This is a genomic window from Priestia sp. P5_B4 (assembly GCF_056400385.1).
Genome location: NZ_JBFULJ010000015.1, coordinates 1 through 19277 on the forward strand (window position 1 = coordinate 1; position 19277 = coordinate 19277).

The window sequence follows — 19277 nt, forward strand, 5'->3', positions numbered from 1 at the left end:
GCATAAACGGATGGATACTGTTCAGAACTTCTATCTAAAAACACGACGGGAAATGTAAGACCTTCATATAGTTTCTGAGCTAGACTTGTTGTTGCCGTGATCATCCCTACTACATGGTTTTGCGTAAACGTTTGGAGATAGGTTAATTCTTTCTCTAACTGCTCATCACTATTGCCAAGAATTAAACGAAATCCATGGCTATGTACTTCATCTTCTATTCCTCGTGCAAGCTGAGGGAAAAAAGGGTTTGTAATGTCTGGAAGCAAGAGACCAATCAAACGAGATTCACGTGTATAAAGCGAACGGGCTACCTCGTTAGGGCTGTAGTTTAATTTTTGAATTGTATTCATTACTCGCACACGCGTGTCTTCTTTTACATATCCTGTACTGTTTAAAACGCGCGAAACGGTCGCAACGGACACGCCTGCTTCTTTTGCTACATCACGAATTGTTACCACTTTATTTCCCTCCCTTCATATATGTAACCGTTTACACAAATGATAACATGGAAAAGTGAAGTTGACAATCTTTTTATTAAAAAAAATCACTTCATTAAGAAGTGATTTTTCTTTCATTAGATATTAGCGTCTAGTTTCTTAAATAATTTCAAAAATTGCTCTTGATCTTTCGGTTCATAGCAAGAAAAGAAATGAGCAATCATCTTTTGCACAATTTCATTTGCTTCTTCAATCACTTGTTCACCTTTAGCTGTTAACTCAATGTTTACTTTGCGGCGATCCTCTTTAGAGTGATAGCGTGAAACTAACTCTAAGTCTATTAAACGATTAATAACAGGAGTAATCGCACTAGGCTTGACGCGCATCTCTTCTGCCAGCTTGGTTACCCCAATGTGACTGCACTTACCGATAATTAATAAGATATGATATTGAAAAGGTGTAATCCCTTGTGAAAGTAACCTTTCTTTTATCTCTGTCATTACCTTTTTGTTAAGGGATATCGAAATTCTCTGGACCTCTTCAATAAATGTGAGCTGTTCCATGTTTTGACGTCCCCTTTCTTATAATCAGGGAGTCGATGTTAACATGTCAGCCCCCTGCTGCACTCCAAGCGAAACCTAGCCTGGGGAGAGCGGCTGGTTTCGCAGAATGCTTATAACCTATTTTCTATCTATTTTATTCCGTACTATTATAATAGAAGAAACTCATTCACTATCGTTTTTCTTAAACGATCTTAAAGCCTTACGAAAAGCGTCATCATTCATAACGTCACGTTCTTCTTTTGTAAAAACCGTGTTGTCTTTTTCGCCTTCTCTAAACTTTTGCAGCACTTGACGATACATATCATCGTTCATGACATCTTTTTCTTTCTTATATCTAGATGTTCTTGTTTCCGTCTTAGCCTGCGGCTCTTTTGGCTCTTCTTTTGGTGTTTCTTTTGGTGCTGCAGGTTTTTTTTCTGCCACTTTTTTCTCTTCTGCTTTTGGCTCTTTAGGAGCATTTGRAGCATCCGCTTCTTTTTTAGGTGGAACTGGACGCTGGCGCTTAGAAGATGATGCTTTAGCATTCATTGTAATAATTAGTACAACCAGAATCACAGCTACAACGATCAGTAAAATACCTAACATACTGTCACCTACTGTCCTTGTGTCATTCGTTTAGTCACTTGAACAACACGTTCTCCTAACGCTTTACCTAGCGCTTGGTCGTTCTCTGTTAATAATTCGTCACCTTCGATTGGACAAGTAATTCCCACACCGTAATAAGTACCGTACAGCGCATTTTCTGGAATGTTACCTGGTAAGCCAGCGATAACCATTCCTTGATGAAGCATAGGTGTAATTAAATTTAAAAGCGTTGCTTCTAAGCCACCGTGCGTTGTAGCTGTTGTACAGAACACCGCACCTACTTTATCAATTAATTTACCTTCTGCCCATAAATAACCTAATTTATCAATCCACGTTTTTAACCCTGAACTGATTGTTCCAAAATGCCCTGGGCAGCCCCAAATAATAGCATCCATTTCAGGCAGTTCACGTACATCTGCTTCTTCTACATGCTTTACATATACAGTTGCTTCTCCAGACAGCTCAGCGCCAGAAGCAATCGCTTTGGCTAATGCCTCTGTATGTCCGCCTTCACTATCATATACGATACAAATTTTCATCCTTTATCCCTCCGTTGCTTATGAGTTCATATCTTTTGGTGCCGGTAACATACGAATATCGTCTGTTGTTTCTTTTTCTATTTCTTCCACTTCCACTACTGGGTCTTTACGAACATCACGTAGGAAGAAACTTAAAATCAATCCAATAATGGCAATAATAACTGTCCAATAAAACGCGTCGTTAATTCCTTGTACAGTTGCTTGCGCTTGAACTTTTCCAGCTAATGTTGTTAAAGCTTGTTTTTGCGCCTCTGTTTGAGAAAGGTGAAGCGTTTGAGCAATCTTTTGCACAAATGCCTGGAAGTTATTCATAAAGAATGGATCGGATGTAGTCATGGAACTGCTCATTTCATTCACATGATATGTTGTGCGATTTGTAAAGATTGTAGTCATTAAACTGATACCGATTGAACCACTCACCTGACGAAGCGTGTTCGCCATTGATGTACCATGGCTGCTTAATTTTGCCGGCAGCTGATTTAAACCAGCCGTCATAATTGGCATCATCAATAATGACATACCGAATGCACGGATCATATAAATAATAACAATATGACTAAACGGTGTTTCAAGCGTTAATTTTGTAAATTCAAATGTTGTCACAACCGTAATCAACATCCCGACAATCCCTAGTGGACGCGGCCCTAATTTATCAAACAGCGTACCAGAAATTGGTGACATAACTAACATAACAAGTGCACCAGGCAAGATTAATAAACCTGAATCAAATGCTGAATAGCCACGAATATTTTGCAAGTAAATTGGCAATAAGAACATACCAGCATACATGCTAATTGTGATGGCAATACTAATGATATTAGATAATGAGAAAATACTGTATTTAAATACTCTCACATCAAGTAATGGACTCTTAAGTCGAAGCTGCTGCACGACAAAGATGATTAATAAGACAATACCGCCAATCATCGTTGACAATACAACTGAATCCGTCCAGCCATCGTTTCCAGCTTCACTGAAGCCGTATAGAAGTAAAGCCATACCTGCAAGAGATGTAAACACAGAGATTAGATCTACTTTTACATTTTGAGGTGGTTTAATATCTTTTAATTTAAAAGCTGCAATAATAAGTACGAGCGCACCTAGTGGCACCATTCCCGTAAATAAAATGTGCCAGTCATAGTTTTGAATAACCCATCCTGAAAGCGTCGGTCCAATTGCCGGAGCGAACATCATGGCTAAACCAAAGATACCCATTCCTTTTCCGCGCATATGAGGAGGGAAAATAAATACGATAATGGTCATAACTAGAGGTGCTAGCACTCCGCCTCCGACTGCTTGAACCAGACGTCCGATTAGCATAATCGAGAAAGTCGGCGCAATTCCGCAGATAAGTGCCCCTATTGTAAAGCAGGCCATTGCAAATAAGAATAAGCGACGAACTCCAAAACGTTCAATTAAATAGGCTGATAATGGAATAAGTGCACCATTTACAAGCATATATCCTGTAAGCAACCACTGTGCCGTATTAGCCGTAACGCCAAACTCTGTAATCAGATGCGGGATCGCAACATTTAGCAGCGTTTGGTTTAAAATTGCTAAGAATAATCCAAGCATAAGTACGACTAGCAGCGGAATATGCTTTTTAACTGAGCTTTCCTCTGGTTGTATCGTGTTTGCTGACATCAGTTCCTTCCTCCTTTCTTCTCTTCTTAATCATGTACGTTCTTAGTTTTTAGAGATTTTAACTTCTGCGTTCATACCTGGTAGTACGTTTTCAGAGTAGTTAGAAATAGAGATTTTAACAGGAACTGTTTGTGATACTTTCGTATAGTTGCCGTCTGAATTAGAACTTGGCATTAATGAGAAAATTGAGTTTGTTGCATAACCGATTTCTTCTACTTTTCCATCGATTGTTGTTTTAGTATCTCCGTCAACTGTTACATCAACGTCATCGCCAGCTTCAATATCTTTTAATTTGTCTTCTTTAATGTTTGCAATGATGAATAAGTTATTCATATCTACTTCGCTAGCAATTTGTTGACCAGCTTGAACCATTTGATTTTCTTTTACCTGTGTTTTGATGATTTTACCGTCTTCTGGTACTGTAACTGTTTTTTCTCCATCTTCTGATTGGATTTTAGCTACCTCATCATCTTTTGAAACATCTTTACCTTCTTCAACGTTCCAGCTTGCTACTTTACCTGCCGCTGGCGCTACTACTGTATAAAGGTCGCCGGACACTTTTGCATTGTCTGTGGATACATAATTAGATTTTTGAATATAATAGTATCCCCCACCAATAATTAAAGCTAATACTACAATAATTCCGATAAAGTTCATTAAAATTAAACGCCCTCTTGACATTTATTTTACCTCCTTAATATTTCATTCAGTTAAGTATTACGCTAGATAACTTTATCACAAAGATATTTAGTTGTAAATAACTTTGATTTTAATTTATTTTTAAAACTAAACATTTATGTTTCATAAAGTTTTCCCGACTGAATACTTTACTACATCTTTAACTGAAATACAACTTAAAAGTTTTGGTTTCTTTACAAGTACTTTACTTTACTTTAAAGTTAGATATATAAGCATAGGGTTATACACAAAAACAGCTTCTTTTTTTGGAACAAACTCCCTATATACATAAACCACAATAGGTAACTAGCAGCAATTGTTTAACACCTATAATGATAAAGAAAAGGTGATTATAATGGATCAGCAGTTAATAGATAAACTAGAAAAACTTGACCAAGTTAAAACCTCATTATTTGAACTCAAKCGAAAGCTCTTGGAAGATAAAATCAGTGAGCAGCCCTATAATTTGACCATTACGAAATTTTTAATTCTAAAATTCATTGGAGTCAGCTCTAAACGTATGGTAGCCGAAATTTCTTCAAATCTAAAGCTAACCTCCGGGGCTACTACCATTTTATTAAATCAATTAGAAGCTGATGCACTCATTAAGCGCGTACGTGACCAAAAAGACCGCCGAATTGTATGGATATCCTTAACAGAGGCTGGCGAAACATTAGTGAACTATGTAATTGAGCAGCGGAATTTATTTTGGCAAGACATGCTTTTTGCTCTAACTCCTGAAGAACAGGATGAGTACCTCCGCATGCTTGAAAAAATGGAAAAACGAATTAGACAAACTGTAGATCGTTAATGCTAAAAAGCGTGTGTTCATTTATTTTATGGACACACGCTTTTTATGACCCGCTACTATTGACGAGTTTAGTAAGCTTTTTGTTTGCTGTCTTTAAAATTCAGGATTATTTTTCAAAAATCCACTCCAAGCCTGTGCTGTAGCTTTCTCAATTTCTTCTTTGGAAGCATGAAGCCTCTTAGCGCTGTCTCCATAGCCAATTTCGATTTTACCTTTTTTCAATTCTTCAAATATCGAATCGGCAAAGTCATCAAGCGGTGCTCCAAATGTATGAAGTCCCGGTCCTCCCAAATCCGTGTTCACGGCTGGAGGAAGAATTTCTATCACTTCGGTATTTGTTTCTTCTAATTGATGTCTTAGACTAATCGTAAACGACCTTAATGCCGCTTTTGTTGCGCTGTAGATTGGCACCCATGCTCCAGGTGTTAAAGACAGCCCGGACGTTACGTTAATAACCGCAGCACGTTCTTGTTGAACGAAATGAGGAATCAATAACGACGTTAAATGAATAGGAGCACTTACATTACTCATTAGTTCTTTTTCGTAATACTGCCACTCTTTGTGCATGTGTAAAAGATTTACGCGCTGCTGAATGCCTGCATTATTCACAATAACATTTAATTTCGGGAATCTTTCAGTCGCCCATTTTACTAGCTCTACTCTGCTTTCTTCTATTGATACATCGCACACTTTTGTATGTAATGAAGGGAATTTTTCTTTTGCTTCTTGCAGCTTTGACTCCCTTCTTCCACAAATAATAACTTCATTTCCTTCATTTAAAAACCGTTCTGCAAGCGACAACCCAATTCCTGATGCTCCGCCCGTAATTAAAATAGTGTTTTCTGACATCTTCATTACTTTTCCTCCTCGTTCAACCATCGCATTTACTCTTTAATAAACAAAGCGCTACTGCATGAATGACAATAGCGCTTTGTTTATTATTTATCTTACAAGACGTTTTAGTCTTGCTTTAAAATTAAAAGTCAAAGTTATCCGGATCAGGACCTACGCGATGATTTTGATTTAATGCGTTAATTTTTTCAACTTCATCTGCATTTAATTCAAAATCAAATACGTCTGCATTTTGGATAATACGATGTTCTTTTGTTGACTTAGGAATAGTTACTACTTCGTTTTGCAAGTCCCAACGTAAGATAACTTGAGCAGTTGATTTTCCGTGCTTTTCAGCAATTTGAGTTAACACTTCGTTATCAAGCAGCTCACCTTGTGCAAGCGGTGACCATGCTTCCACTTGGATTCCTTGTTTTTTGCAGTATTCACGCACTTCTGTTTGTGTTAAAAGTGGATGAAATTCGATTTGGTTTACCATCGGCTTTACTTCTGCATCTGCAATCAAGTCTTCTAAATGATGTACTTGGAAATTCGATACGCCGATTGCACGAATTTTCCCGTCTTTATAAAGCTTTTCAAGTGCTTTCCACGTATCTTTATACTTACCTTCAACTGGCCAGTGAATTAAGTATAAATCTAAATATTCAAGCCCTAGCTTGTTTAAGCTTGTTTCAAACGCTTGAATAGTTGTGTCATATCCTTGATCTGCATTCCACACTTTTGATGTAACAAACAGTTCTTCGCGAGAAACACCTGATTCTTTGATCGCTTGTCCCACGCCTTCTTCATTTTCATAAATTTTAGCCGTATCAATGCTTTTATATCCAGCTTTGATTGCATATTTAACTGAATCTACAACTTCTTGACCATCTTCTACTTTATAAACACCTAAACCTAACCAAGGCATTTTAACGCCGTTTGCTAAGGTCGTCGTTGACTGTAAGTTTTCCATGTTGCTGTTCATCCCCTTTTTTACTATTAAATTATTCGTAAAGAGTAATTGCTTGTGAAATTTGTTCTGCGCACTGTTTAACAAGTGCAGCATGTTCTTCGTCTTTCTCTTGTGAAATACGAAAGGAGGGACCTGATAAAGCAATAGCCGCCATTATTTTTCCTTTTCTGAAAATAGGGGCTGCAATACAGCGAACGCCCGGCTCCCGTTCTTCATCGTCGACAGCATATCCTCTTTCCTTACTTAAAGCTAAATCAGCTTCAAGCTTGTCCAGCTCGGTGATCGTTCGATTTGTATAAGCTTCAAGCGAAAGTTCATGAAGAATAGATTTTTGTACGCTGTCCTCTTGATAAGCAAGAATACACTTTCCAATAGCATTTGCATGAAGCGGCTTTTTATTTCCTACTTCAGAATGCGTACGAGTGCTATATTGCCCGTTAACCACCTGAGTTGTAACCATTTGTTTATGATGGAGAATTCCCGCATAAATGGTCTCTTTGGTCTCTTCACTCAGCTTCTGCATAGCAGGAACAGAGAGCCAATTCATTTCATAGTTCGTATGCATCGTATTTTGCACGAGTGCCAGCACCAGTTGCGGTGAAACCGTATAGCGGTTAGATGGGTTTCTTACAATAAATCCGTTTTGCTCAAGCGTGCTCACAAGACGATACATCGTACTCTTATTAAAACCGAGCGCTTCCATCATTTCTGGAATAGTCATATTCGGACGGTTTAAAAGCAAAGAGAAGATATCTAATCCTTTTTTTAAAGTTCCAACCTCGGACATGCCCTTCTTCCTCCTTTTATCCGAACAACAATTTTATTATAAAACAAAGCTCTTTATCGTATCAAATAAGGAAACTACACTAAGTTATTTTCCCTATATAAGAGAATACATAACGTAATTGTTCTTCTTAATCTATTCCACTGTTTTTTCTATTTAAACATAAAAAAAGTCTTAACAATAGAATTTTTTTACATTTTTTGAAATTAGTTTTGCTTTTCACTCGTTAACTTCTTCAAATCGCTTCAGCTGCTCCAACTGATTTTCCTTTTTCATAATTTCTTTCTGACGCTCACCTAGTAAATCGAAATGAGGATAGCCGGATCGATTATCAATATACTTAGCGGGAATACCATACTTTTTTCCCCACTTAATCAGCTTATTTAAGTCACTGCAACCTACTTTTGTTACGGTAGTTGCATGTGGAAAACGCTCATCAAGCCAATAATGAGTTAAAAACGCGATCTCTCCTCGCTTAACAGCTGCTTTCCATGCGTTTAGTTCCGGGCGTTTAATTCCAAATGCCATTCTTTCACCTTTTCTCTTTTATATAAGTAGTCACATCATTTGTTTACTATAAAGAAAAAATATCATTCATATAGAAATCTTTCATAATATCTTGTCTATTTATAACCATCTCTAAATAATAGCTTATTTTCTCAACCTGTTTCCTCTCTAAGCATTATTGTGTGCTTATGATTCTATCATCATCTTCTTTTCTTTTTCAAAAGATCAAACAAACAAATAACGTTTAAATAATAAAGAAAAGCCTTATATATATAAGAAACTAAGGATTAATTTCAACATTTCTTTTGCGAATGGTTTTTCCTTTGTATTAAATGTTGTTCTTTTTTTATTATGTCAGTATGCATTTATTACGAACCTTCAGTATATTAAAAAACCTACACAGTTACCATTCTCACAAAAAGACAGAATTTACTTTTTATTCCGAAAATAATATAATTCAAGTGATATGAAGCTTTTCGCTTCATCTATTTATTATCAAAGGGGGAATTCCGCTTGGCGATGAATGAAAATTCTTTAAAGAAGGTAAACAATGCTTCTTCCTCTCCTGATTACACAGAAATTGTACAGTCTGCTTCATTTCAAAAGCTTTTGAAGCAAAAACGCAATTTTATTTTACCGCTCTCTCTGTTTTTTCTTGCTTTTTATTTTACCTTGCCTATCTTAACGGCTTACACAACCGTCCTAAACAAACCAGCTTTTGCTTCTATGACCTGGGCGTGGGTATTTGCTTTTGCACAGTTTGTGATGACCTGGACCCTATGCATTCTATACACAAAAAGAGCCGCGAAATTCGATGAACTTGTTGACACGATTAAAAAAGAAGCTACAAATTAAATAGGGGGTTAAATGAATGAACGTACTAGCTTTTTCACTTTTTTTAGCCATTGTAGGTCTTACGCTAATCATTACGTATGCGGCATCCAAGCGGACAAAAACGACCAGTGACTTTTATACAGCAGATGGAAGTTTAACCGGCTGGCAAAACGGTATGGCAATTGCCGGAGATTATATGTCTGCTGCATCATTTTTAGGCATAGCTGGAATGGTAGCGCTTTCTGGATTTGACGGTTTTTTTTACAGCATCGGCTTTTTAGTTGCCTACCTGGTTGTGTTATACATTGTAGCTGAACCCCTTCGCAACTTAGGAAAGTACACGATGGCAGATATGATAGCAGCTCGTTTTAACGAAAAGAAAGTGCGGGGAGTTGCTGCGTTAAACACGATCACCATTTCCATTTTTTATATGATTGCGCAGCTTGTTGGAGCAGGAGCATTAATTCATTTATTACTTGGTCTAGATTACGTGTACTCTGTCTTGATTGTCGGCGTCTTGATGACGGTTTACGTTGTATTTGGAGGAATGACAGCGACTAGCTGGGTGCAGATTGTCAAAGCCTTGCTTCTGATGATTGGTACGTTCATTATTTCCATTATCGTATTTTCAAAATTTGATTTTAGCTTAGCTAAAATGTTTTCCGAGATGAAAACTGCAACTCCTCTTGGTGACGGCTTTTTAAATCCAGGAAATAAATTCAAAAATCCGCTGGACATGATTTCGTTGAATTTAGCTCTTGTTCTTGGTACAGCAGGCCTGCCTCATATCCTTATTCGTTTCTTCACAGTAAAAGATGCCATCACCGCAAGAAAGTCTGTTATTTATGCAACGTGGATCATTGGCGTTTTTTACATTATGACAATCTTTTTAGGATTTGGTGCTGCTGCTTTTGTAGGATATGATGATATTATCAAAGCAAATGCAGCAGGAAATATGGCGGCTCCTCTGCTCGCTCAAGTTCTTGGCGGAGACTTTCTTTTTGCGTTCGTTTCAGCTGTAGCATTTGCTACAATTTTAGCTGTTGTAGCTGGACTGGTGCTCTCAGCAGCTTCAGCATTCGCGCACGACTTCTATAGTCATATTCTGCGTAAAGGAGCTGCTACTGAAAAAGAACAGGTAGTGGCTGCACGATGGGCTTCTATTGGGGTATCCATTTTATCTATTATTCTTGCATTATTTGCTCAAAACATGAACGTGGCATTTTTAGTGGCACTTGCGTTTGCGGTAGCAGCGAGCGCTAACTTGCCAATTATTCTTCTCACTATTTTTTGGAAACGTTTTAATACAGCAGGAGCAGTCACTGGCATGCTGGTTGGACTATTCAGCTCCCTGTTTTTAGTTGCCATTAGTCCTAACGTATGGGCACCTGAGCCGGGAGCTGCTATCTTTGTAGGTGAACCGCTCATTACGCTAACAAACCCTGGTATTATCTCTATTCCTCTAGGCTTCTTAGCTGCTTTTATAGGAACACTTCTTTCGTCTAAAAAAGCAGACGAAAAGAAATTTGATGAGATTTTAGTAAAAGCAAATACAGGTATGGGAATCGAAGAGCCCGTCAAGCATTAATGCCAAAAAGCCTTGAAGCAGGTTGCTTCAAGGCTTTTTACTAGAATAAATCTTCTTGTAAACCAATAGCGGAAATTTGTTCATTTCTAAACTTTACAGCTAACATATGCTCTTCTTCCCACGTACATTCAAAAAACAAACCAAGTTCTCTTGTATCATGAGGTGCTTCAGGAACAAAGATTTGAATACACTCAACTAAAAACCCGATGTCTTTTCGCTTTTTTACATTCGGAACTAATAAGTCTACCACGTCTTTTTCAACTTGAGTTCTGTATTCATCTCGCACCTGTTGATAATAATCAAAAAGAGCTTTTTCCGTCCTCTTTAACAATAATTCACCTTGAAGCCAAAATGCTTGAAAGGCCTCTTCTTGTCGTTTTTGAAATGGCTTCTCTTTATCTCCATCAATTGTCAGCAACACCTGTTGTTTTTGTCCAAAGAAAGTGACCTGTTTTTCTCCAACCCAGGCCGAGTCATATAACAAAGATCCAAAAAGCGGATGATGTACTCGTAATGTTTGATTCATTGCATACCTGACCCTCTCAAAAAGTGGATTTCTGCTTGCATTGGCGTATAATAAATGGTGCTTGAAACAAACTTCTAAACTTATTCTATGTTACCATATTTTTTACAGAAAGGAGTGCCACAATGTGTGAATACAATTAAATCTTTGTACCCTTACTTAAAACCTTACAAATGGCTCGCGCTGTTTGCCCCGCTATTGATGGTAATTGAAGTGTTAGCTGACCTTCTTCAGCCTACTATTATGCAGCATATCATTGATTATGGCATTGCAAACAACGATCAAACATATGTTATCACTCGAAGTATCCTTATGCTTATGTTAGCAGTCATTGGCTTAGCTGCCGGTATCGTCTGCGCCATCCTTAGCACAAAAGCGGCAGTAAATTTTTCTACCGATATTCGGAAATCGCTTTTTGAAAAAATTGAAAACCTCTCAAACAGCAACAGAGACAAACTAGGGACTGGTCACTTAATTACCGTCATGACAAATGATGTAACGAGTGTTCAAAACGCATTGAATATGACGCTAAAAGTATTAGTTAGAGGTCCTTTACTTTTTGCAGGAAGTATTGTGATCGTGTTATTAACCGCTCGTTCTTTGTTTCCTATTATCGTTGTGGTCGTCCCTATTTTATTTTTATGCATTTGGTTTGTGATCACGAAAGCTGGAAAACTTTTTAAAAAAGTTCAGCAAAGCGTTGATCGTGTAAATACAAAAGTCCAAGAAAATTTATCAGGGATGCGTGTAGTAAAAGCTTATGTAAGAGAATCGTATGAAATCAATCAGTTTAAAGAAGCAAACAGGTCCTTGACGCGAGCTAATATGAGTGCTGTTCAGCTTATTTCGCTTTTAATGCCCGTTATTTTATTTGTCGTAAATATCGGAATGGTAGCTACTCTATGGCTGGGAGGACTTCAAGTCGAAGCAGGAAAAATTGAAGCAGGTGTGATTTTAGCTTTTATTAATTACTTAACGATTATTTTAAACGGACTTATGTCAAGCAGCATGGTGCTGATGCAAATTACACGCGCATTCCCTTCAGCTGAACGAATCGATTCTGTTTTAAAAACAAAAATAGACATCCCTCCAGCAAACTCTGCTGCTCAAATCAACAGACTTAAAGGCGATCTATCGTTTCAAAACGTTACATACAGCTATAGTAAAAATGGCGAAAACGTATTAAAAGATATTTCGTTCACTGCTAGACACGGGGAAACCATTGGCATTATCGGCTCTACTGGAAGCGGGAAGTCGACGCTTGCAAAACTTATTTCCCGCTTATATGATCCTGATGAAGGCGAAATCTTCGTAGATGGAAAAAACCTTACGGACTATGACGTAAAAGTGCTTCGCTCATCCATTGGGTTTATTCCTCAAAAAGCTACGCTGTTTACCGGCACGATTGATATGAATATTCGAATGGGAAAAGATCAGGCTTCTTCCTCAGAAATTGAAGATGCTGCGGATTTTGCATGCGCAACGGAGTTTATTGAAAAACTTCCAGAAAGATATGAGTATCCTTTAACGCGAGGAGCAACCAATTTATCAGGAGGGCAAAAGCAGCGTCTTTCAATCGCGCGTGCATTTGTTAGAAAGCCTGCTATCCTGGTCATCGATGATGCAACTTCGGCATTAGACGCTGTCTCAGAAGCGCAGGTACTAAAACATTTAAAAGAAGAGTTTGCTGATGCGACCGTTATCATTATTGCTTCTAAAATTTCGTCTCTTCTCCACGCTGATCATATTATCGTCATGGATGAAGGCAAAATTGCTGAACAAGGGACTCATGAAGAATTGCTTCGTTATCGCTCTCTTTATTACGACATTTACCTTGCACAAGGCGGAAAAGAGGTGTTGCCTAGTGAATAACCAAGGTAAAAATCAAATGAGCTCTATTCGCGGCCTTAGAGGAATGATGAAAGGCCCTGTAGTTAAGCCAAAAAATGCGAAAAAAACACTGTACAGAATCTGGTCATATATGGGGAAACGAAAACCTCCGCTTGCGGCTGCGATAAGCTTAGTTATTGTGACTTCCCTGCTTAATTTATTAGGCCCTTATTTAATTGGAGTTATTATTGATGAGCATATTATTCCCAAAGATATCAGCGGAACGATACGAATGTCACTCACTCTTGCAGGAATTTACATTACGACATCTTTGTTAACATGGCTGCAAACCTATTTAATGGTGAACGTTTCGTTTACGACTATTGGAATGCTTCGACAAGATTTATTTGCAAAGCTTCAGACTCTCTCCCTTCGCTTTTTTGACAAACGAGCTCACGGAGAGTTAATGAGCAGAGTCACAAATGATATTGATAATCTAAACAGCGCTCTGAGTCAAAGCGTTATTCAGGCTCTGTCCTCTATTTTGTCTTTAGTCGGCATTACCATTGCGATGTTCTCGCTCAACTGGATTCTTGCCATTATCACGCTGATTGTTATTCCCTTGATGGTTATAATCGTTCGACAAATATTAAAACGAAGCAGTGAAAATTTTGTCAAACGCCAAAAAGACTTAGGTGAGCTAAACGGCTTTGTAGAAGAAGCAATCTCTGGAGGAGAAGTTGTTACGCTTTTTAGTAAGGAAAAAGACTTTTTAACTGTTTTTAATGAACGAAATGAACAGCTGAGAAGTTCAGCAACAAAAGCGGAAACATTTTCAGGCTTCTTAGGTCCTGTCACAAACTTTATTAACAACTTAGGCTTAGCACTAGTGATCGGAGCGGGCGCATTTATGGCTGTTCAAGGTAGCGTTACAGTTGGGATGATCGCTTCATTTGTTAACTACTCACGTCAGTTCTCTCGCCCAATCAGTCAAATGGCAAACTTAGTAAACACCATTCTTTCGGCTATTGCCGGCGCAGAGCGCGTGTTTGCGATTATGGATGAGCAGCCGGACGTCACAAACAAGCCAAACGCTCTTTCTGTTACAAAATTTGCAGGAGACGTTGCTTTTGAGAACGTATCATTTGGCTATAACGATGAAAAAATGATTTTAAAAAATGTTACACTGACAGCAAAAAAAGGTGAAATGGTTGCTTTGGTCGGTCCGACAGGTTCTGGTAAAACAACCATCATTAACTTGCTCACACGATTTTATGACATCTCAAACGGAGACATTAAAATTGACGGACGTTCCATCAGTGACTATAACATCTATGATTTACGAAACCGAATCGGCATTGTTCTTCAAGATACCTATTTATTTTCCGGTACGATTGCGGATAACATTCGATTTGGCCGGTTAGATGCCAGCGACGAAGAAGTGAAAAGCGCCGCAAAGATGGCCAATGCTCATTCGTTTATCAAACATTTGCCGCAGCAATACAATACCGTGATTTCAGCTGGCGGAGGAAATTTAAGCGAAGGTCAAAAGCAGCTTTTATCGATTGCTCGAGCTATGCTTTCTGACTGTGATATTTTAATTTTAGACGAAGCTACTTCCAACATTGATACAAAAACAGAAATTGATATTCAACGAGGAATGAGTAATCTATTAAAAGGAAAAACAAGCTTTGTCATTGCCCACCGCCTTAAAACGATTGAAAATGCAGATCAAATTCTTGTCTTAAAAGACGGACAAATTATTGAAGAAGGAAATCATTGCGAGCTGCTAGAAAAACAAGGGTTTTATCACCAACTCTATACGCAGCAGTTTACGATTTAAAAGAGGTAAAATAAAAAGTATGTTAGTTTAAAGAAGGTCTGAACGAGTAATCGTTCGGACCTTTTCATTGTGCTGATAAACGTAGGGTTCATCCAGTTAGCTGCTTCTAGCTGTTGATTGGAGGGCAAAGCGAAGACTCCTGCGGGAACAGCGGAAGGGATGAGACCCCCAGGAGCGCAAGCAACGAGGAGGCTTATCAGCCGGCCGTGGAAAGCGAAGCCTTGCACGGAAATCAACAGCGGTGTAATAAATGGTCGATACGAGCTCCTTTATTCCATTTGTTTGTCTTTAGATTGAATTGATGTAGTTATGTCTCAATCTCTTTTTCGTTCTATCACTTATCTATGACAGCTACAATTTTCCCTTTTACTCGACGAGTCGCCAGTTCMTCTAATGCTGCTGGCACTTCTTCTAGTGAAATGACTTTTTCCACGAGTGCATTTAGCGTATTTTCTTGTAAAAGCAAAAGCATTTTATTTCCCATCTCAGCAAGTTTTTGCTGTTCTTTTACGTTATTAGACTGATGTACACTCCCTAATGCAACTTGATGAAACGATAGTGGGTGCGCAAACGAAATCGCATCGTTTACATTAGGCGGTCCTGCGATGAATGCAATTTGACCATTAAAAGCAAGAGCCTTTACCGACTCGTCTGCATTGTCTCGTCCAACGGTATCCAAGACTAAATCTACACCGATTCCATCGGTAAGCTCCAGCACTTTTTTCACAAAGTCTTCTTTACGGTAGTCGATTACATAATCAGCACCTAAACTTTTTACAAACTCATGATTGGCAGAAGATGCGGTTGTGAGCACTGTAAGGCCTGCATTTTTGGCAAGCTGAATGGTAAATCCTCCAACCCCTCCAGCACCTGCGTGAATTAAAATTGTTTGTCCTTTTGAAGCGTTCATTTTGTGAAACAATGCTTGATATGCTGTATATCCCGCACATGGAATAGCCGCAGCGTCTTCGAATGAAACCCCTTGCGGAATAAGAGAAACTGTGTGGGCTGTTGTCACTCCGTATTGTGCAAACCCGCCTTTTTTTGATAAATCGCTATGATATACAACGCGGTCTCCGACTTTGACAGCTGTGACTTCTTCTCCCACTTCCTCGACAACGCCCGCTGAATCAAGTCCTAATACGTGAGGATATGTCCAACTAGGATTACCGCTGTTTCCTGTTTTATAATCTACAGGGTTCAAAGCAGTAGCTTTAATTTTAACTAAAATTTCACCTTTAGCTGGATGTGGCTTTTGGATATTCCCGACTTTCATCTCACTTACTTTCCCTTTGCCTTCTAGCAGTAAAGCTTTCATCAAGATCTCCCCTTTTACATTTCTTCCTTCAATTAAAAGTTCTTTTTCAGTATAATAAATACATGTTGTTTACAAAAGACGGCACTTTCATGTAACCAGGTACCTTCCCGGTAACCTAGGTCTATGGATATTAAATTATTATATCCATATTTCATATCTGTTTATGAATGGAGGATTAACGGTGAAAGCACCCCACTATAATGTACCTGTTGAAGCAACGCTTGAAGTAATCGGCGGGAAATGGAAAGTCGTTATTTTATGCCTATTAAAAGAAGGTGAAAAACGTTTTAGTGAACTTCAGCGAGCTATGCCTGCTATTACCAAAAAAATGCTGTCTCAACAGCTAAAAGAATTAGAAAAAGACGGTGTGGTTAATAGAAAAGTATACAATGAAGTTCCTCCTAAAGTAGAGTACTCACTCAGTGAAGAAGGCGAAACCTTACGAGAAATTTTAAATATGATGTGCGCATGGGGAGATAGAAGAATGGGAAACACCCCAAATTGCAGCTAAGTTCTCCTAGCGGCTCTGTTAAAACAAACGAATAGCTATTGCCAGGAGCTATTCGTTTTTGTTTTATCTATTCTCCTACTCTTTCTTGCAATTAGCCCCTGTGTAAGAACATCTGACAACACTATAGAATTCTTTCGCATTTTCAGCTATGATGATGTCGAACGATGCAGCCAGAATTGTCGAAATAAAACTCAAGAATGATAGGTGATTCAATGATGCAATTAGGTTTAGATTTATCCCAAAAACAACTATTAAAATTGGCCATGACACCTGAATTACGTCAGTCTATCAACATTTTAAATTATTCTACGGCCGATTTAGTTCATTATCTTCATCAGCAAGTCAATGAAAATCCTGTGATTAAACTGTCTGCTGGCGACTCTCAGCAAAAAGATTCATTTGATACTCGAGAACAGCGTTCATATTCAAAAGGTTATACCGATGACGATTATAATCCGTTTAATTATATATCTGATCAAACTGTGACATTAGAGAGTCATTTATTAGAGCAGCTGTCTATGCTAAATCATTTACACTCACACCAAAAACACATCGTTCAATTTCTAATTGGAAACTTAAATAAAAACGGTTTTTTAGCAATTGAGCCAAAATTGGCAGCCGAACTGCTGAATGTTTCAATTAACGAAGTCAACGATATGATTCACGTTTTACAAAGCTTTGATCCGATTGGCGTGGGCGCTCAAAATTTTGTCGATTCACTGCTTATTCAAATTAAGGCCAAAAAGTCAAAGTCTCCTCTTTTATACGACGTGGTAAAACACGATATTGAAGATATTGCTAACAAAAAATATCGGAACATTTCAAAAAAATACTCTATTTCGATGCGTGAAGTACAAGAAATTGTTGACTGCTTGCGGACATTAAATCCTCGTCCAGCAGGAGATTTCCACGTCCCGCTTACAAAGTACATCTCGCCTGATGTAACGGTACAAAAAGTTGACGGCCGCTATCATGTTATTCTTCATAGCGAGCTGCTTCCGCCCATCGAAATTAACGGCACCTATCAAAAGCTGGTTCATCGCTCTGCATGCGTAACAACCGATCGATACGTACAGGAAAAAATTCATGAAGCTACTTGGCTAATCAATAGTATTGAGCAGCGTAATGCGACGATTTACAACGTGTCCAAAGCCATTGTGGAACATCAGCAAGATTTTTTTGAAATGGGTATTTCGGGGCTAAAGCCGCTTAACTTAAAAGATATTGCTCAAAAAATAGACTGTCACGAATCAACGGTAAGTCGTGCGACTAACGGAAAGTATATTCAAACGCCACGCGGGCTGTTTGAGTTAAAATACTTTTTCACCAATTCTTTAGAGCGAACTGATGGCGAACAAAGCAATTCTACTGCCTTTATAAAAGAAAAAATCAAAACATTAATTGCCGAAGAAAATAAATTAAAACCTCTTTCAGATCAAAAGCTCATGTCTCTTCTTTCCAGCGAAGGAATTCAGATTTCAAGAAGAACAGTAGCTAAATACCGTGAAGAAGCAGGAATTGAAAGTTCTTCTAAGCGGCGACGATTTTAATATTGCTTATTCTAAATTACAGCTTTATCCCTACTAAAAAGAACCCGTTGATTTTACTCAACGGGTTCTTTTTATCGGTTTCCAATAAATAAAAGCCATATGATATTGATACGTATATTCATATGTGCCATTTATTTTCTTTACATGCTGTAAAATAATCTTCTCAGTTTCTAACTTGTCAATATCTTTAGAAAGCACCTTTGTCGAGTTCTTCTTGATGAGATCTTCGTACGTCTCATAAGTTACCGTTTTGGTTATAGGAACCAGCTTACAATCTGCGTAAATACCCAGTTCATATAAAATATTTAGTAAGTCAATATATTCCTTACGGCGCCATTTAATCTCGTACCCAAGCTTTCTATGTAACTCTACGTAGTGAGGCTTTTCTGGACCCGTTGACATGCCTATAACCGCCAAACGATTAGCCGAATCGTTCATATTTAAGAGACCATCGACAATATTATGCATACGGTAAAAACAGTTTATTCCTACTACGGCATCGTAGTTATCTGTTAGACGCTCATACTCCCATTTACCTTCTATGAACTTTAGATTAGAGCGGGCATCTGATTGCGTTTGTAAGTAGCGAATAATGCTTGGCGAACAATCCATACACGTAAGTTCTTTTACATAATCAGCAATCGAAAACGTATAATTTCCCCAGCCAGGGCCAATTTCCATAACAGAGTCATTTGGATTCAAAAAAGCAAGAAGTTCTTGTTGAAGCTGTTTTACTACAGGGTCATTTACTGAATTAAAAGACATTTTCTCTAAATACTGCTGCCAAAATTCATCTTCAGCTCGGTCGTTTATCATCCGTTCCGATATTGAACCGTCCCATTCTTTCAGCCCTTCCTGCCACTTTTTTACACGATCACTTTCATATACCGAAAATTTTGTAAGCTGCATGCATTCACGTTCCCCTCTT

21 protein-coding genes are annotated in these 19277 nt (G+C 38.2%); 8 read left to right on the forward strand and 13 right to left on the reverse strand.

What is annotated here, in order from left to right; translation table 11 throughout:
* From AC1DRF_RS03625 to AC1DRF_RS03650, 6 genes are all read right to left on the reverse strand, one after another.
* Positions 1-458 (reverse strand): LacI family DNA-binding transcriptional regulator (locus AC1DRF_RS03625; protein ID WP_477740344.1); only part of this gene is annotated, 458 nt, incomplete at its 3' end.
* A 116-nt stretch (positions 459-574) separates the two neighbouring features.
* Positions 575-1000, reverse strand: a complete 426-nt coding sequence (locus AC1DRF_RS03630; protein WP_013055628.1) for a MarR family winged helix-turn-helix transcriptional regulator — start codon at positions 998-1000, stop codon at positions 575-577.
* A gap of 162 nt (positions 1001-1162) precedes the next feature.
* Complete coding sequence (locus tag AC1DRF_RS03635) at positions 1163-1585, reverse strand: hypothetical protein (protein WP_477740345.1); 423 nt, start codon at positions 1583-1585, stop codon at positions 1163-1165.
* A gap of 8 nt (positions 1586-1593) precedes the next feature.
* The gene (locus AC1DRF_RS03640) at positions 1594-2124 is read right to left on the reverse strand and encodes an NAD(P)H-dependent oxidoreductase (protein WP_014461382.1); all 531 of its coding nucleotides are present in this window, start codon (positions 2122-2124) and stop codon (positions 1594-1596) included.
* 18 nt (positions 2125-2142) lie between these two features.
* Entirely contained in the window at positions 2143-3768 is a 1626-nt protein-coding gene (locus tag AC1DRF_RS03645) for a DHA2 family efflux MFS transporter permease subunit (protein ID WP_237074548.1), read from the reverse strand.
* Positions 3769-3810: 42 nt separating this feature from the next.
* Positions 3811-4449: a biotin/lipoyl-containing protein gene (locus AC1DRF_RS03650; protein WP_013055624.1), complete on the reverse strand. Its 639-nt coding sequence runs from the start codon at positions 4447-4449 to the stop codon at positions 3811-3813.
* 352 nt (positions 4450-4801) lie between these two features.
* On the opposite strand from AC1DRF_RS03650, the gene AC1DRF_RS03655 reads away from it, so the two are divergent.
* Positions 4802-5257, forward strand: a complete 456-nt coding sequence (locus AC1DRF_RS03655) for a MarR family winged helix-turn-helix transcriptional regulator (RefSeq protein ID WP_477740346.1) — start codon at positions 4802-4804, stop codon at positions 5255-5257.
* A 93-nt stretch (positions 5258-5350) separates the two neighbouring features.
* Here the strand turns inward: AC1DRF_RS03655 and AC1DRF_RS03660 are convergent, their stop codons facing one another.
* The 4 genes from AC1DRF_RS03660 to AC1DRF_RS03675 all read right to left on the reverse strand — a co-directional run bounded on the left by AC1DRF_RS03660 (position 5351) and on the right by AC1DRF_RS03675 (position 8373).
* Positions 5351-6112, reverse strand: coding sequence for an SDR family oxidoreductase (locus AC1DRF_RS03660; RefSeq protein WP_427075637.1), 762 nt, complete (start codon positions 6110-6112; stop codon positions 5351-5353).
* A 121-nt stretch (positions 6113-6233) separates the two neighbouring features.
* Positions 6234-7061 carry an aldo/keto reductase gene (locus AC1DRF_RS03665; RefSeq protein ID WP_075421316.1) on the reverse strand — a complete coding sequence of 276 codons (828 nt, stop codon included), beginning with the start codon at positions 7059-7061 and terminating at the stop codon, positions 6234-6236.
* 31 nt (positions 7062-7092) lie between these two features.
* Complete coding sequence (locus tag AC1DRF_RS03670; protein WP_427075638.1) at positions 7093-7848, reverse strand: IclR family transcriptional regulator; 756 nt, start codon at positions 7846-7848, stop codon at positions 7093-7095.
* 216 nt (positions 7849-8064) lie between these two features.
* Positions 8065-8373: a hypothetical protein gene (locus AC1DRF_RS03675; protein ID WP_013055618.1), complete on the reverse strand. Its 309-nt coding sequence runs from the start codon at positions 8371-8373 to the stop codon at positions 8065-8067.
* Positions 8374-8871: 498 nt separating this feature from the next.
* Between AC1DRF_RS03675 and AC1DRF_RS03680 the strand changes: the two genes are divergently transcribed.
* Positions 8872-9207, forward strand: a complete 336-nt coding sequence (locus AC1DRF_RS03680; protein WP_427075769.1) for a DUF485 domain-containing protein — start codon at positions 8872-8874, stop codon at positions 9205-9207.
* Between the two features lie 16 nt (positions 9208-9223).
* On the forward strand, positions 9224-10774 hold the full coding sequence (locus AC1DRF_RS03685) for a solute symporter family protein (RefSeq protein WP_013081928.1): 1551 nt from the start codon (positions 9224-9226) through the stop codon (positions 10772-10774).
* 40 nt (positions 10775-10814) lie between these two features.
* Here AC1DRF_RS03685 and AC1DRF_RS03690 read toward each other — a convergent pair whose 3' ends face one another.
* A complete protein-coding gene (locus tag AC1DRF_RS03690; protein WP_013055615.1) occupies positions 10815-11300 on the reverse strand; it encodes a DUF6985 domain-containing protein in 486 nt (161 codons plus the stop codon).
* 126 nt (positions 11301-11426) lie between these two features.
* Here AC1DRF_RS03690 and AC1DRF_RS03695 point away from each other — a divergent pair, with 126 nt between their 5' ends.
* The 3 genes from AC1DRF_RS03695 (at position 11427) to AC1DRF_RS03705 (ending at position 15272) form a co-directional block, all read left to right on the forward strand.
* Positions 11427-13169, forward strand: coding sequence for an ABC transporter ATP-binding protein (locus AC1DRF_RS03695; protein ID WP_477740347.1), 1743 nt, complete (start codon positions 11427-11429; stop codon positions 13167-13169).
* Between the two features lie 16 nt (positions 13170-13185).
* Positions 13186-14970, forward strand: coding sequence for an ABC transporter ATP-binding protein (locus tag AC1DRF_RS03700; protein WP_427075770.1), 1785 nt, complete (start codon positions 13186-13188; stop codon positions 14968-14970).
* 113 nt (positions 14971-15083) lie between these two features.
* Positions 15084-15272: a hypothetical protein gene (locus AC1DRF_RS03705; RefSeq protein WP_427075775.1), complete on the forward strand. Its 189-nt coding sequence runs from the start codon at positions 15084-15086 to the stop codon at positions 15270-15272.
* A 32-nt stretch (positions 15273-15304) separates the two neighbouring features.
* Here AC1DRF_RS03705 and AC1DRF_RS03710 read toward each other — a convergent pair whose 3' ends face one another.
* Positions 15305-16288 (reverse strand): zinc-binding dehydrogenase, encoded by a 984-nt coding sequence (locus tag AC1DRF_RS03710; RefSeq protein WP_477740348.1) that lies wholly within the window; start codon positions 16286-16288, stop codon positions 15305-15307.
* 163 nt (positions 16289-16451) lie between these two features.
* Here AC1DRF_RS03710 and AC1DRF_RS03715 point away from each other — a divergent pair, with 163 nt between their 5' ends.
* Both AC1DRF_RS03715 and rpoN read left to right on the forward strand, forming a co-directional pair.
* The gene (locus AC1DRF_RS03715) at positions 16452-16799 is read left to right on the forward strand and encodes a winged helix-turn-helix transcriptional regulator (RefSeq protein WP_034668472.1); all 348 of its coding nucleotides are present in this window, start codon (positions 16452-16454) and stop codon (positions 16797-16799) included.
* A 197-nt stretch (positions 16800-16996) separates the two neighbouring features.
* Complete coding sequence (rpoN, locus tag AC1DRF_RS03720) at positions 16997-18349, forward strand: RNA polymerase factor sigma-54 (protein ID WP_477740349.1); 1353 nt, start codon at positions 16997-16999, stop codon at positions 18347-18349.
* A 57-nt stretch (positions 18350-18406) separates the two neighbouring features.
* Here the strand turns inward: rpoN and AC1DRF_RS03725 are convergent, their stop codons facing one another.
* Complete coding sequence (locus AC1DRF_RS03725; RefSeq protein WP_043980186.1) at positions 18407-19258, reverse strand: class I SAM-dependent methyltransferase; 852 nt, start codon at positions 19256-19258, stop codon at positions 18407-18409.
* Positions 19259-19277 lie beyond the last annotated feature (19 nt).

Excerpts from the sequence above, each read along its gene's own strand:
- AC1DRF_RS03630 (WP_013055628.1), bottom strand. The coding sequence starts at position 1,000 with ATGGAACAGCTCACATTTATTGAAGAGGTCCAGAGAATTTCGATATCC.
- AC1DRF_RS03640 (WP_014461382.1), bottom strand. The coding sequence starts at position 2,124 with ATGAAAATTTGTATCGTATATGATAGTGAAGGCGGACATACAGAGGCA.
- AC1DRF_RS03645 (WP_237074548.1), bottom strand. The coding sequence starts at position 3,768 with ATGTCAGCAAACACGATACAACCAGAGGAAAGCTCAGTTAAAAAGCAT.
- AC1DRF_RS03650 (WP_013055624.1), bottom strand. The coding sequence starts at position 4,449 with ATGTCAAGAGGGCGTTTAATTTTAATGAACTTTATCGGAATTATTGTA.
- AC1DRF_RS03660 (WP_427075637.1), bottom strand. The coding sequence starts at position 6,112 with ATGAAGATGTCAGAAAACACTATTTTAATTACGGGCGGAGCATCAGGA.
- AC1DRF_RS03665 (WP_075421316.1), bottom strand. The coding sequence starts at position 7,061 with ATGGAAAACTTACAGTCAACGACGACCTTAGCAAACGGCGTTAAAATG.
- AC1DRF_RS03670 (WP_427075638.1), bottom strand. The coding sequence starts at position 7,848 with ATGTCCGAGGTTGGAACTTTAAAAAAAGGATTAGATATCTTCTCTTTG.
- AC1DRF_RS03675 (WP_013055618.1), bottom strand. The coding sequence starts at position 8,373 with ATGGCATTTGGAATTAAACGCCCGGAACTAAACGCATGGAAAGCAGCT.
- AC1DRF_RS03680 (WP_427075769.1), top strand. The coding sequence starts at position 8,872 with ATGAATGAAAATTCTTTAAAGAAGGTAAACAATGCTTCTTCCTCTCCT.
- AC1DRF_RS03685 (WP_013081928.1), top strand. The coding sequence starts at position 9,224 with ATGAACGTACTAGCTTTTTCACTTTTTTTAGCCATTGTAGGTCTTACG.
- AC1DRF_RS03690 (WP_013055615.1), bottom strand. The coding sequence starts at position 11,300 with ATGAATCAAACATTACGAGTACATCATCCGCTTTTTGGATCTTTGTTA.
- AC1DRF_RS03700 (WP_427075770.1), top strand. The coding sequence starts at position 13,186 with ATGAGCTCTATTCGCGGCCTTAGAGGAATGATGAAAGGCCCTGTAGTT.
- AC1DRF_RS03715 (WP_034668472.1), top strand. The coding sequence starts at position 16,452 with ATGAATGGAGGATTAACGGTGAAAGCACCCCACTATAATGTACCTGTT.
- rpoN (WP_477740349.1), top strand. The coding sequence starts at position 16,997 with ATGATAGGTGATTCAATGATGCAATTAGGTTTAGATTTATCCCAAAAA.
- AC1DRF_RS03725 (WP_043980186.1), bottom strand. The coding sequence starts at position 19,258 with ATGCAGCTTACAAAATTTTCGGTATATGAAAGTGATCGTGTAAAAAAG.